General features: G+C 70.9%; 10 protein-coding genes and 1 pseudogene. 5 read left to right on the forward strand and 6 right to left on the reverse strand.

Features of this window, described 5'->3' with window-relative positions; all coding sequences use genetic code 11:
* Positions 1–3 precede the first annotated feature (3 nt).
* From ACYVKA_RS02705 to ACYVKA_RS02720, 4 genes and pseudogenes are all read left to right on the forward strand, one after another.
* Positions 4–459: pseudogene (locus ACYVKA_RS02705) on the forward strand (PTS-dependent dihydroxyacetone kinase phosphotransferase subunit DhaM); the annotation flags it as partial.
* Between the two features lie 93 nt (positions 460–552).
* Positions 553–1,437, forward strand: a complete 885-nt coding sequence (locus ACYVKA_RS02710) for an HPr family phosphocarrier protein (protein ID WP_460703197.1) — start codon at positions 553–555, stop codon at positions 1,435–1,437.
* Positions 1,434–2,369: a 2,3,4,5-tetrahydropyridine-2,6-dicarboxylate N-succinyltransferase gene (gene dapD / locus ACYVKA_RS02715; protein ID WP_460702758.1), complete on the forward strand. Its 936-nt coding sequence runs from the start codon at positions 1,434–1,436 to the stop codon at positions 2,367–2,369. Before ACYVKA_RS02710 ends, dapD begins: the two co-directional genes overlap by 4 nt.
* Positions 2,370–2,372: 3 nt before the next feature.
* Entirely contained in the window at positions 2,373–3,257 is an 885-nt protein-coding gene (locus ACYVKA_RS02720) for a hypothetical protein (protein WP_460702760.1), read from the forward strand.
* Positions 3,258–3,292: 35 nt separating this feature from the next.
* Here the strand turns inward: ACYVKA_RS02720 and dapC are convergent, their stop codons facing one another.
* From dapC to pepN, 4 genes are all read right to left on the reverse strand, one after another.
* Positions 3,293–4,420, reverse strand: coding sequence for a succinyldiaminopimelate transaminase (gene dapC, locus ACYVKA_RS02725; protein ID WP_460702761.1), 1,128 nt, complete (start codon positions 4,418–4,420; stop codon positions 3,293–3,295).
* Positions 4,417–4,737 (reverse strand): ferredoxin, encoded by a 321-nt coding sequence (gene fdxA / locus ACYVKA_RS02730; RefSeq protein WP_394276614.1) that lies wholly within the window; start codon positions 4,735–4,737, stop codon positions 4,417–4,419. The genes dapC and fdxA overlap by 4 nt, the downstream gene beginning before the upstream one ends.
* Before the next feature lie 105 nt (positions 4,738–4,842).
* Entirely contained in the window at positions 4,843–6,591 is a 1,749-nt protein-coding gene (locus tag ACYVKA_RS02735; protein WP_460702763.1) for a VanW family protein, read from the reverse strand.
* A gap of 81 nt (positions 6,592–6,672) precedes the next feature.
* The gene (gene pepN / locus ACYVKA_RS02740; RefSeq protein WP_460702765.1) at positions 6,673–9,189 is read right to left on the reverse strand and encodes an aminopeptidase N; all 2,517 of its coding nucleotides are present in this window, start codon (positions 9,187–9,189) and stop codon (positions 6,673–6,675) included.
* 30 nt (positions 9,190–9,219) lie between these two features.
* Between pepN and ACYVKA_RS02745 the strand changes: the two genes are divergently transcribed.
* Entirely contained in the window at positions 9,220–9,831 is a 612-nt protein-coding gene (locus ACYVKA_RS02745) for a maleylpyruvate isomerase N-terminal domain-containing protein (RefSeq protein WP_394276617.1), read from the forward strand.
* Between the two features lie 14 nt (positions 9,832–9,845).
* Here ACYVKA_RS02745 and ACYVKA_RS02750 read toward each other — a convergent pair whose 3' ends face one another.
* Together ACYVKA_RS02750 and pntB are read right to left on the reverse strand one after the other, a co-directional pair.
* Complete coding sequence (locus tag ACYVKA_RS02750; RefSeq protein ID WP_460702767.1) at positions 9,846–12,176, reverse strand: RecQ family ATP-dependent DNA helicase; 2,331 nt, start codon at positions 12,174–12,176, stop codon at positions 9,846–9,848.
* Positions 12,177–12,298: 122 nt separating this feature from the next.
* Positions 12,299–13,699 carry a Re/Si-specific NAD(P)(+) transhydrogenase subunit beta gene (pntB, locus tag ACYVKA_RS02755; RefSeq protein WP_460702769.1) on the reverse strand — a complete coding sequence of 467 codons (1,401 nt, stop codon included), beginning with the start codon at positions 13,697–13,699 and terminating at the stop codon, positions 12,299–12,301.

Here is a 13,699-nt window from a genome sequence, read left to right on the forward strand (position 1 = left end):
GTCGTGACAGCAGTCGTGGTCGTCTCGCACAGCCGCGCCCTGGCCCGGGCGGCGGTGGAGCTGGCCGAGCAGATGGTGCCAGTGGAGCAGCGGGTGCCGGTGCGGGTGGCGGCCGGCCTGGACGGGAGCGATCCGGGCGTCCCCGATGCGAGCGAAGGCGGTGCGGGCGCGCCCGAGCTGGGCACCGACGCCACCGCCGTGGCGGCCTGCTTGGAGGAGCTGCAGGACCAGGATGCGATCCTGGTGCTCACCGACCTGGGCAGTGCCCTGCTCTCGGCCGAGATGGCGCTGGACTTCGTCGACCCGGACTTGGCTGCCCGGGTGCGGATCAGCCCGGCGCCCCTGGTGGAGGGCCTGGTGGCCGCGCTGGTCACCGCCTCCAGCGGCGCCGACATCGACGAGGTCGACCGCCAGGCACGAGGCGCGCTGCAGGCAAAGACCGCCCAGCTGGGCCAGGAGGAGTCCGCACCGGCCCCGCAGCCGCCGCCCCAACCCGCAGCCGGCAGTGCGCGCGCGGAAGCTGGCGAGCAGGCCTTTGAACTGGAACTGCTGGTGCGCAATCCGCACGGCCTGCACGCCCGGCCCTGCGCCGCGATCGTCGCCGCGGTAGCCGGTCTGGATGCCACCGTACTGGTGCGCCGCGAGGGCAGCCCCGCGGAGGCCGGCGTCGATGCCCGCAGCGTGATGTCGCTGCAAGCCTTGGCCGTACGCCGGGGCGAACTGCTGCTGGCCTCCATCACCGGGCCGCAGGCCTCGGCGGCTCGCACGGCGCTGGGGACGCTGGCCGCCAATGACTTCGGGGAACGGCTCGCCCGGCCCGGTCCGCACGCCCTGGCCGAGCCCGAGTCCCCCGTGCACGAGCTGTCCCTGGCACCAGCCTTGCCACCGGCCGAGCCCACGGCCGACCAGCAACCGCGCCTGGAGACCGCCCTGGCCGCCGCCGACGGCTTCCTGGAGGGTCTTGCCGCGAAGGTGCCCGACGGCGGCGTCACCCGTGCGGTGCTGTGGGCGATCCGCACGATGCTGCACGACCCGATGCTGGAACAGGGCTTCGCCCGGCGCATCGGTGAGGGGCAGGACGCGGCCGTCGCCGTGCACCAGACCATGACCGAGACGATCGCCGTCTTCGAGCAGATGGCCAATCCCTACCTGCGCGAGCGCGCCACCGACCTGCGTAGCCTGGAACGCCTGGTACTCAGGGCCCTGGCCCCCGACCTGGACCTGTCGCTCGACGAGGTGCCGTCCGGACATGTGCTGCTGCTCGACGAGCTGGATGCCGTCACCGCCGCGCAGCTGGACCCGACCGGCGTTCCGATGGTTCTGGTGCGCCGTGAATCGACCCACGGCCATGGTCTGCTGGTCGCCCGTGACCGCGGGATCGACGTGCACTTCCTGGCGGCGTCACGGGCGGAAGGCCAGCTAGGCTTGCACGCATGACTGACGCGACTCGTGCTGCCTGGGGCTGGGGACTGGCCACCATCCACTCCTCCGGGCAGGTCCTGGACACCTGGTTCCCCTCCCCGGAGTTCGGCACCCCCGCCGACGATGCCAAGGCTCCCGCCCAGATGGTCTCGGCCCAGACCGAGGACCCCAATCGTGACGTGCGGGTGAGCCTGGTGAAGGTGGCCATCGGCCTGGACGCCGCCCCGGCCGACGTGAGTGACGCCTACCTGCGCCTGCACCTGCTCAGCCACCGCCTGGTCAAGCCCCACGGGCTCAACCTGGACGGCATCTTCGGCGTGCTGCCCAATGTGGTGTGGACCGCCGCCGGCCCGTGCGCCGTCGAGGACTTCGAGTCGGTTCGCCTGCGCCTACGCAATGTGCGCGGCACCACCGTCGTCTTCGGCATCGACAAGTTCCCGCGCATGGTCGACTACGTGCTGCCCTCGGGCGTGCGCATCGGCGACGCCGACCGGGTACGCCTGGGCGCCCACCTGGCCGAGGGCACCACCGTCATGCACGAAGGATTCGTGAACTTCAATGCCGGCACGCTCGGCCACTCGATGGTGGAGGGACGCATCTCGGCCGGTGTCACCGTCGGCGACGGCACCGACATCGGCGGCGGCGCCTCGATCATGGGCACGCTGTCGGGTGGCGGCAAGGAGGTCATCTCCATCGGGGAGGGCTGCCTGCTGGGCGCTGAGGCCGGCGTCGGCATCTCCTTGGGCAACAACTGCGTGGTGGAGGCCGGGCTCTACGTCACCTCCGGCACCAAGGTGCAGCTGCCCGACGGCCAGGTGGTCAAGGCCACCGAGCTGAGCGGCAGCGACGACATCCTGTTCATCCGCGACTCCCAGTCCGGCGCCGTGCTGGCCAAGCCGCGTGCCGGCCACAAGATCGCGCTGAACTCGGACCTGCACAAAAACTGACGCGTGGCCCGGCACTCGAGGCAGCACGCCCCCCAGCGGCGCAGCCGACGGCTCTACCCGCTGCTGGTGCTGCTGGCGCTCGTCGTGGCCCTGCTGGTCTTCTTCGCCTGGGCGATCAACCAGATCGGTAACCGCGAGCCCAGCGTCGTGCCCGCCGCGCAGCAGTGCGCGGTGCGGGTGGGAAACGTCGGCGACCAGCTGACCCTGGAGCAGTCGGGCAATGCCGCGATCATCGCCGCCGAGGCGCTGCACCGCGAGTTGCCGCCGCGCGCCGTCTCGATTGCCCTGGCCACGGCGATGCAGGAGTCCGACCTGCGCAACATCGACTACGGAGACCGCGACTCGGTCGGGCTCTTCCAGCAGCGCCCCAGCCAGGGCTGGGGCAGCGTCGAGCAGATCATGGACCCGTGGTACTCGACCGGGAAGTTCTACGACCACCTGGTGCAGGTCGACGGCTGGGAGTCGGGCGACATCAACGACGTCGCGCAGAAGGTGCAGCGCTCCGGCGTTCCCGACGGCTACCGCAAGCACGTCGAGCGCGCCCGGGCCTGGGGCTCGGCCCTGACCGGCCACTCCCCCGCCGCGGTGCGCTGCATCGACCGCGGCAAGACCAGCCCGCAGGCCGGCGACACCGTCGAGCTGCTGCAGCGCGCCCTCGGCTCGACGGTGCAGGTGACGCCCGCCCAGGCCATGATCACCATCACCTCCAACGACGAGACCTCGCTGTGGGCCGCCACCCAGCTGGCGATGATGACCACCCGCACCAGCGGCGTCACCGCCGTTCAGGTCGGAGCCATGACGTGGACCTCCCAGTCGACACACCTTGGCAGCTGGGAGGGCACCGCCACCCCGAAGCCCACGAAGGCGGTCCTCACGCTGCGCGCGTGAACACCGCCCCGGCGATGATGACCGGTCAGTGACGATCAGTCGGTGAGCCGCTGCGCGGCCGCAGCGATCCGCTCGTCGGTGGCCGTCAGTGCGATGCGGACGTGCCGGGTGCTCTCGGTGCCGTAGAAGTCACCGGGGGCGGCCAGGATGCCGCGTTCTGCGAGCCAGTCGACGGTGGCGCGGCAGTCCTCGCCGCGCGTCGCCCACAGATACAGCGAACCCTCGGAGTGGTCGATGGTGAAACCGGCCTGTTCCAGCGCCGGGCGCAGCAGGGCGCGCCGGGCCAGGTAACGCTCCCGCTGCTCCTCCACGTGTGCGTGGTCGTCCAGGGCGGCCGCCATGGCCTCCTGCACCGGGCCGGGAAGCATCATGCCACCGTGCTTGCGCAGCTCCAGCAGCTCCATGCACAGGACCTCGTCGCCGGCGATGAAACCGCCGCGGTAACCGGCCATGTTGGAGCGCTTGCTCAACGACTGCACCGACAGCAGCCCCGTGACGTCGCCGTCGCAGACCTGGGCGTCCAGCACGCTGAAGGGCTCCGCATCCCAGGCGAACTCGCCGTAGCACTCGTCGCTGGCCAGCACCGCACCACTCTGGCGGGCGAAGGAGACCCAGGCGCGCAGCTCCTGTTTGGACAGGATCGCGCCGTGCGGGTTGGCCGGGGAGTTGATCCACACCAGGGCCGGCGTGCCGTCGACCTGTGAGGGGTCGTCGCAGCGCTGGATCCTGGCACCGACGATCGCGGCACCCACCTCATAGGTCGGGTAGGCCGTGCTGGGGATCACCACCAGGTCGTCCGGCCCCAGGCCCAGCTGGGTGGGCAGCCAGGCGACGAGCTCCTTGGTGCCCACCACGGGCAGCACATTGCGCTCCGTCAGGCCCGTGGCTCCCCAGCGTCGTTCCAGGTAGCCCAGGATCGACGCGCGCAGGGCCGGTGTGCCCCAGACCGTCGGGTAGCCGGCCCAGCGGCCGGCCGCGGCCACCAGCGCGTCGGCGGCGACGGCAGGGGTCGGGTCGACGGGCGTGCCGACGCTCAGATCGCAGATGCCGTCCGGATGGGCCTGGGCCCTCGCCTTCGCACCTGCCAGGGAGTCCCACGGAAAATCGGGCAGGCGCGACGCCAGCGGCGCACGCCTGCCCGATCCGGCAGTGCTGGTGCTCATTCGCCCTGGGGCGGGAGCGCGGAGACCACGGGGTGGTCCTTGTCGATGACGCCCATGCGGGACGCGCCGCCGGGCGAGCCGATGCCGTCGAAGAAGTCGACGTTCACATCGTAGTACTGCTTGAACTCGGCCGGGACGTCATCCTCGTAGAAGATGGCCTCCACCGGGCAGACCGGCTCGCAGGCGCCGCAGTCGACGCACTCCTCGGGGTGGATGTAGAGCATGCGGTTGCCCTCGTAGATGCAGTCGACGGGGCATTCCTCGACGCACGCACGGTCCTTGACGTCCACACAGGGCTGCGCAATGACGTAGGTCACTGGGGTCTCCTCAAAACTGGGCTTCTGGGCCGGCAGAACAGATCCGTCGGCATCGCCACTCTACAACGCCACACGCCAGGTCGGACCATCCGTCCGGGGGCAGTCTCAGTCGCAGATGATCTCGTCGGTGGGCTGGTAGGTCCAGCGGTACGGTTCGCGCTTGACCACCTGGCCGCCCTTGTGGAACAGCCGCGAGTAGTTCACTGTGAAGCCGGGAGCAGCCGCCTGGGCGTGGCACTTCTCGCCGGAGCGGTGGATGGTGCGGCCAGTGGTGAAGTTGGACTTCGACAGCTCGCTGGAGGTCACCTTGTCGTAGACCCTCTTGCCCCACACCCGCACCGTGATCGAGCCCTTGTTGCCGGGGCTCGACGGGTTCACCCAGGCCTGCATCAGCGCGCCGTAGGGGCTGTTGTTCTTGAACTTCACGTCGATGCTGCCGTAGTAGAGCGTCGCCTCACGCCCGGCCGGGTAGCGGTCGAAGTACATGGTGTGGGGCTGGTGCTCGACGTGCTCCAGGCCGCTGAAGAACAGGGCGTTGAAGGCGGTGGTGCCGGCCTGCGAGATGCCGCCGGCATTCTCCTTGACCAGGTGGTCGCCGGTGATCACCCACCCGTCGACGAAGCCCGAGCCGGCGGTGCGCGGGCCGATCGCCTCGTTGACGCTGAAGGTCTCCCCCGGCGCGAAGTAGGAGTTGGAGATGCGCCGTGCGGCCACCGACAGGTTGGTGTTGCGGTAGTCGGCATGCGGGAAGTAGGTGGTGAACTCGCCGATCACCTCGCTGACCGGGGCCTTCTTCGCCTTCTCGGTGGTGATCTCGGGCTGCTGGGTGACCACCGGGACGGTGACGGTGCGGGCGGCGCCCTGCGCCACCAGCGCGGGGGCCACGACCTCGTCGAAGGCCTTGCGCTCGATGCCCTTGCCGGGCTTGCCGGGCACCAGGGCGGGCTTGCCGTCCTTGAGCTCCCACCGGGCGTCGACCGGCTCCTGCATGCCGGCCTCCTTCGCCTTGCGCTGCGCTGCCTTGAAGAGCTTGTCCATGTCGGTGGTGGCGACGAAGCCGCCGTCCTTGGTGCTGATCTTCGTCAGCTCCCCGATGCCAGGCCCGGTGAGCTCCACCGTCTGCTTGTCGAGCTTGACCTTCACGGGGGCGTTGACGCGCGGCTTGAGCTGGCTGTCGACGAAGGTGGTGAGCTCCTTGGTGGTGAGCTCTGGCTCGGTACTGGTGATCGGTGCCTCCACCCGGCTGCTGGTCATCCAGGCGTCGTCGAGCTTCTTGGCCGCGGCCTTCTGGTCCAGGCTCTGGCCAACGACGGCCTCGGTGGGGGTGATCTTCTCGCGCGTCATGGTGACCTTGGCGTCGACCGGCTTCACCTCGAAGGCAGGCGCGGCCTTGGCGACGGCCGCCTGCAGCTTGTCGGAGTCCTTGTCGACGACGATGTCCATCTCGCCGCCGCCGCGCAGCACGTTGATGATGTGGCGCGGATTCAGCGACTTGCCGGCACCGGCCTGCTCGACGGTGGCGGCGTAGTCGACGCTCATGCCGGCCTGGGCCGGCGTGATCTTCACCGACTTGTCCTTCGTGGCCAGGGCGATGGGGGCCTCGGCGCGGGGACCGATGGACTCCTTCAGCCGCGTGATGGCGGTGGCCTCGTCGACCCCGCCCAGGGCGACTCCTTCGACGCTGGCGTGGCGGGGCAGCTCGTCACCGGCCATCGCATAGCCCGCGGCATAGGCGCCGCCGGTCAGCAAGGCCAGCGTGCCCAGGCCCGCGAGTGCGATGCGCCGTCCCTTCCCGCGGCCCCGGGTGGGCTCGTCGGGTGTGCGGATGCTGCTGGCGGAGTCGGTGGAAGTCACAGATGGGTCCCCTGACCACAAGGGGCGCGTCCTGCTCGCGCCACGGTGGCACCCATTCTAGGCTGTTGGCCAGGTGTCCAGTCAGTTTCTTCTCACCGGACCTGTCGCCATGGCCGCGCCATGGCGGCCCAGCTCGTCCAGGGCATCGGCAAGCACCCGACGCACCGTGGGCTCCTGGCAGGACTCGACGGCCTCCCGCGCCACAGCGAGGGTCTGGGCATCCGCCACCGTCCACGGGATCCCGGCCTTGACGCACTGCGCCAGCCCCCAGCCGGTGCGCAGCCGTGCGGTCGCCTCGATGCCACGCCACCAACCGCGGGCCAGCTCGCGCGTCAGCTCCTCGGTGGATGGGTCGACCGAGTGCTCCGGCGCGAACAGGCCAGCTGCGTCGGCCTGCACCTGGCTGGCCGGGGCGTCGCTGGTGAGCACCCGCTGCAGCACCTCACGCCGCGAGCTGGCATCGGGCCGGGCGGCGCGGGCCGTGCGGGCTGCGCGCTGCCCCGCCGAGGACGGGTCACGCTCCAGTTCGGCCTCGACGACCTCCTCCGGCTGCCCCAGCGCCACCATGCGTCGCACCACGGTCCACCGGTCGTCCGGGCCGAGCGGACGGGGATGCTCCTGTGGGTGCTTGCCATCCGCTTCCCCGAGCAGGCCGCGTAGCTCCTCGGGCTCGTCGCTGGCCGAGGCCAGGATCCGGCGCAGGCCCAGGGCGCGGTCGCTGCCTGCCTCGGTCGCGCGGAGCAGTTCGCGGGCGACTGCGGCGACCCGCGCACGGCGACCGGCACGCTCGGCCGGCGGCGACCACTGGTTGGCCCAGTCCAGGGCCCGCGAGAGCTCGGCCACCAGCAACCGGTCCGAGCGCTCGTGGGTGGCGGCGCGCAGCATCATCTCCAGGGCAGCCATCGGGTCGCACTCTGCCGAGCGCACCTGGTCGACCAGGGACTGCAGCAGCATCGACCGGGCCGACGCCGGCTCCAGGGCCGCCATCGGAGCATCGGTGAGCCTGCCGTCGACCACCAGGGGCCTGAGCCGCGCCCAGCACAGGTCGTCGGGGTCCAGCAGGACCAGCTGGCCGGCGCCGGCCACCAGCCGCGTGGTCGTCCGCTCGGCCTTCACGGTGAGCTGCTGGCTGTCGAGCAGGCGCCCGTCCTCGTCGTGCACTGCCACCCGCAGCCGATGCGGACGCGGCCTCGCTGCTTGCCGGCAGACCTCGACCCGTCCGTCGAGCACCACGGCCTGCAGACGGTCCTGGCCGGTGGTGCCCAGCCAGGCCTCCAGCCACTCGTCCAGGTCCTCGACGCCCTGCGCGCGCCAGCAGTCCACCAGGTCGGCCATCGTCGCGGTGGCGAAGGCGTGCCGGCGGATGTGCTCGCGAAGCCCATCCCAGAAGGCGTCCGCCCCCATCCAGGCGAGCAGCTGGCGCAGCACCGCCGCACCCTTGGCGTAGCTGATGCCGTCGAAACTGGCCAGGGCTGCGGCGGCGTCGTCGGCACCATTGCCCGCCACGGGGTGAGTGCTGGGACCCTGGTCGGCGGCACTGCCCCACGGCTTGCGGTCCAGGCCGAAACCGAGCCACAGGTCCTCCAACCCGACCCGCGCGCCAATCTCGTGGCCGAGGAATTCGGCGAAGGACTCGTTGAGCCACAGGTCGTCCCACCAGTGCGGCGTCACCAGGTCGCCGAACCACTGGTGAGCCAACTCGTGCGCGATCGTCGAGGCACGGCCCGCCCGCTGCTGGGCGGTGGCCTGACCCCGGTGCAGGAACTGCTCGCGCAGCAGCACACAGCCCGGATCCTCCATCGCGCCGGCATTGAAGTCGGGCACGAAGACCTGCAGGTAGTCCCCAAAGGGGTAGTCGACGCCGAAGAGCTCCCGGTAGGCGGGCAGCAGCCGCCCGGTGAGTGCGAACAGCTCCTCGGCATCGCGACGCAGCTCGCCCTCGAGTTCCCGGCGCGCGAGCAGTCCCAGCTCCGGCGCCGTCTGGCCGGGCTGGCCCTCGGGTGCGCGGCGCAGCTCGACCCAGGGGCCGGCGACGACCGTGGCAAGGTAGGTGGAGATGGGCGCGGTGCGCTCGGTCTGCCAGCTGCCGTCGGTCAGGCGGGTGGCCGGGCTGTTGCCGCGCACGATCCACTCCTCGGGGGCCTCGACCACCAGCCGCAGGCGCATCTTGAGGTCGGGCTGGTCGAAGCAGCAGAACCAGCGCGGGGCCGCGTCCAGGAAGCTCATCGCGTACAGGTAGGTCTCGCCCTGGGCGTCGATGTGGCGGTGCAGCCCCTCCCCGTCCCCACTGAAGGCCATCCTGGCCTCCACCTCCAGCACGTTGTGGGCCTGCAGCCCCGGCAGGAGGAGGCGCCCGTCGACCCACTGCGGCTCCAGCTGGGTTCCGTTGAGGCGCAGTCGGAGGAGCTCTTCGCAGCGCAGGTCGGCGACGGTCTCGGCGCCGGGGCGGGTGCAATCGAAGCTGATTCTGGTGGTGCTGGTGAAGGTGGACTGGCGTGCGGCCTCGCGCAGGTCCAGGTGGATGTCGACCTCGGCGACCAAGAGCAGCCCGGAACGTTCCTGGGCCTGCTCGTGGCGAAGACTGCTGTGATGGCTCATGCCGGGCAGGCTATCCGGCAGACTTGCCCCATGAGCAAGAACGAGATCGACGCCGCCGAGCTGGCCGAGCGTCACGCCGCCATTGCCGCCGCCTTCACCAAGAAGGTCGCGGCCGTCACCGACTGGGACGTCCCCTCCCCCGTCGCCGAGTGGACCGCCCGCGACGTGGTGCGCCACCTGGTGGACTGGTCGCGCAGCATGTTGGGCCAGGCCGAGGGCATCACCTTCGGTGAGATTCCCTCGGTCGACGAGGACCCGCTGGCCTGCTGGCAGCGCCACACCGAGCAGATGCAGCTGCTGCTCGAGCATCCCGAGATCGAGAGGGTGGCGCTGCCCTCGGGGCCCTTCAGCAAGACCACCTTCCAGGAGGCCGTGGACCAGTACTACGTGCCCGATGTCTTCATGCACACCTGGGACCTGGCCAAGGCGACCGGGCAGGAGCCGGGGCTGGACCAGGCACAGTGCTTCGCCATGTACCGCGGCATGAAGGGCGACGAGCAGCGGCTGCGTGCCTCGGGCCAGTTCGGCCAGCAGCAGCCGGTGGCCGAGGACGCCTCCAGCGAGGAGAAGCTGATGGCCTTCATCGGGCGCGACCCCTACTGGGCGCCGCCGGTCGACGGACAGGACGCCACCGGCCGCTGACCAGAACTGGCGGCTCAGCCCTGGAGGGCCAGCGCGAAGGGCAGCACGCCACTCGCGCCGGCCTCCAGCAGCGCCACCGAGGCGACCGTCATGGTCCAGCGGGAGTCCACCAGGTCGTCGACCAGCAGCACCGGGCCGTCCAGCGCGGCGAGCTGCTGCGCCATGGCGGGCGGCACGGCGATGCGGCCCCAGACCCCGGCCAGCCGGAAGGCGGAGTTGCCGCCGGCCTGGCCGGTGGGGCCCCCGTCGACCAGCTGCAGCGGGCCCAGGTCGGTCATCCGGCCCAGCCCCGCCAGGCCGCTGGCCAGCGAGCCGACCAGCTGCGGGCGGGTGCGTGAGGGAATCGAGGCCACGGCCACCGGGCGCTGCTGCCAGTCCCACTCGCGCAGCACCGGGATGCAGGCGCGCAGCACGTCGTCGGGCACCGGGGCGTCCGACTCGGCCAGCAGGGCGCGCAGCCGCTGCCCCATCCCCAGGTCGGTCAGGCGGGCCAGCACCCGTCCGTTCTCGGGCCTGGCCTTCAGTTTTCCCTTCAGCGGCACGCCGAGACGGTCCATGCCGGTGGGCCACATGCCGCGCGGCTCCAGCAGCACGCCCGAGCGGTGCAGGGCCTTCCCGGCTGCCTGCGCGGCCTCCAGCGGAATGCTCGGGTCGTACCAGGGCCCCGCGCACACGTCGCAGCGACCGCAGGCATGCGAATCGGGATCGTCCAGGGCCGCGGTGAGGAAGGCCATCCGGCAGGCCCCGCCCCCGTCGGGCCCGTCTCCGGCCCCGCCCTTGGGTTGCAAGGAGACGTAGTCGAGCATCAGCTGCTGTTCGCGGCGACGGGCCTCCGCCACCCGGCCGTAGCGCTGGACGTCGTAGTGCCAGGGTTGGCCGGTGGCCGTCCAGCCACCCTTGACCCGCTGCACCGCGCCGTCGACGTCGAGCACCTTCAGCAGCAGCTCAAGCCGGGTGCGTCGCACGTCCACCAGGGTCTCCAGCGCCGCCGTGGACAGCGCCTTCGGGGACTCCTGCAGGGCCTGGATGACGCGGTTGGCCTGCTCCTGGTCGGGCATCGAGGCCGTCGCGAAGTAGTGCCAGATCTCCCGGTCCGCCGTAGTGGGCAGCAGCAGCACGTCGGCATTGACCGCGCCTCGACCGGCGCGTCCGACGTGCTGGTAGTAGGCCACCGGGGAACTGGGGGCACCCAGGTGGATGACGAAGCCCAGGTCCGGCTTGTCGAAGCCCATCCCCAGCGCGCTGGTGGCCACCAGCGCCTTCAGCTCATTGGCCTTGAGTTGGGACTCCAGCTGCTCGCGGTCGGCGGCATCGGTGCGCCCGGTGTAGGCCTTCGCGGCGAAACCGGCCTCGGCCAGGGCCCGCGCCACGTCCTCGGCGGCCGAGACAGTGAGGGTGTAGATGATGCCCGAACCGGCGAAGTCGTCCAGGTGGGCGGCCAGCCAGGCCAGCTGTGCCTCTGCGTCGGGCAGCTGCAGCACGCCCAGCCGCAGCGAGTCGCGGGCCAGGGCGCCGCGGATGGTGAAGACCTGGTGGCCGCCGGCGCCGAGCTGCTCCGCGACATCGGCCACCACCCGCTCGTTGGCGGTCGCGGTGGTGGCGAGCACGGGCGTGTCGGAGGGCAGCTCCAGCAGCAGGTCCTTGATCCGGCGGTAGTCGGGGCGGAAGTCGTGGCCCCAGTCCGAGATGCAGTGCGCCTCGTCGACCACCAGCAGTCCGCAGGTGGCCGCCAGACGAGGAAGCTGCTCGGCCCGGAAGGAGGGGTTGTTGAGCCGTTCGGGGCTCACCAGCAGCACGTCCACCTCGTCGCGGGCCAGGGCATCGGCCACCTCGCCCCAGTCGGTGGCATTGGCCGAGTTCATGGTGACGGCCCGCACCCCGGCCCGCCCGGCAGCCGCGATCTGGTCGCGCATCAGCGCCAGCAGCGGGCTGACGATCACCGTCGGGCCGGCCCCCTGGGCGCGTCGTAGCCGGGTGGCGACGAAGTAGACCGCGGACTTGCCCCAGCCGGTGCGCTGCACCACCAGGGCACGCTGGCGCTGCTCCACCAGCGCCAGGACGGCTTCGAGCTGTCCCTCGTGGAAGACGGCATCGTCACGGCCGACCAGCTGGCGCAGCACCCCGAGCGCCTGCTCGGTGATGTCGGCACCCGGCAGCTGTTCCGGCTCACACTGCGTCCGGCCCGGCGGCACGGACGCACCGCTCCCAGGACCTCGCACTCCCTCGTGCGCCCGGGCCGGCGCCGCAGAGTCCAGGTCGGCCGGCGGCAACCAGGCATCGTCCGGCGGCAGCTCCCACTCGTCGACGGGGGGCTCGTCGGGCTGCGGCGGCAGGTTCTGGCTCATGGCTCCACCGTAGGTGCCACCACCGACACTTTCACCAGAGTTCCCTCATCCCGACCCCTTCCGCCCGGACGTGGCGCGACCCCGGGCATCGGGCCCGGGGTCGCGAGCTGCATCGCTGGGGTTCAGCCGATCGCCTTCTGCGGCATCGCGGCCAGGATCGCCTGGACCGTCGCCTTGGCGTCGCCGAAGCACATCGAGGTGTTCTCACGGAAGAAGAGCGGGTTCTGCACACCGGCATAGCCCGCGCTCATCGAGCGCTTGAAGACGACCACCTTGCGCGCATCCCAGACCGTCAGCACCGGCATGCCCGAGATCGGAGACCCGGGCTCGGTCGCGGCCGGGTTGACGGTGTCATTGGCGCCGATCACCAGCACCACGTCGGTGTCGGCGAAGTCGTCGTTGATCTCGTCCATCTCGAGCACGATGTCGTAGGGCACGTGGGCCTCGGCCAGCAGCACGTTCATGTGGCCGGGCAGGCGTCCCGCCACCGGATGGATGGCGAAACGCACTTGGGTGCCGTTGGCCTCCATCGCCTTGGTGAGCTCGGCAACCGGGTACTGCGCCTGGGCCACTGCCATGCCGTAGCCGGGGGCGATGATGACGCTCTTCGCCTCGGCCAGCGCCTCGGCGACCTCCTGCGCGCTCATCTCGGTGTGCTCGCCCTCCACGGCCGGCCCGACGGCAGCCTGGTCGCCGAAGCCGCCCAGGATCACCGAGATGAAGGAGCGGTTCATCGCCTTGCACATGATGTAGCTCAGGATCGCGCCCGAGGCACCCACCAGGGCACCGGTGATGATCAGCACGTTCATGTTCAGCATGAAGCCGCTGAAGGCCGCAGCCCAACCGGAGTAGGAGTTCAGCATCGAGATGACCACCGGCATGTCGGCGCCGCCGATCGAGGCCACCAGGTGGATGCCCAGCAGCAGCGAGATGACCGTGATCAGTACCAGCCACAGCACCGACGGTGCCTGCACGAAGACCACCGTCAGCACGATGATCGCCACCAGGGCGGCCAGGTTCAGCCAGTTGCGCCCCGGCAGCGCCAGCGGCTTGGAGGCGATCTTGCCGTTCAACTTGCCCCAGGCGACGATCGAACCGGTGAAGGTGACAGCACCGATGAAGATGCCCAGCGCCACCTCGGTGAGGTGGAAGGAGTTGGCGTGTGGGGCGTCCAGGTAGGAGTTGAAGCCCACCAGCACCGCAGCGGCACCGACGAAGGAGTGCAGCAGGGCGATCAGCTCGGGCATCCCGGTCATCTCGACCTTGAGCGCCTTGCGCACGCCGATCACGCCGCCGAGGCCGACAGCCACCACCAGCAGCAGCACGGCCACCAGGTCGGCGCCGTCACCGGAGATGTCGGTCCAGCCCATCGCGAAGTTGGTGGCCACCAGGGCCAGGATCATGCCGAGCGCGCCGAAGGCATTGCCCCGCTTGGCCGTCTCGTGCTTGCTCAGTCCCTGCAGGGCGAGGATGAACAGCACGCCAGAGACCACATAGGTGGCGGTGACGAAGTTGTGCAGCAT

Source organism: Luteococcus sediminum (assembly GCF_054783495.1).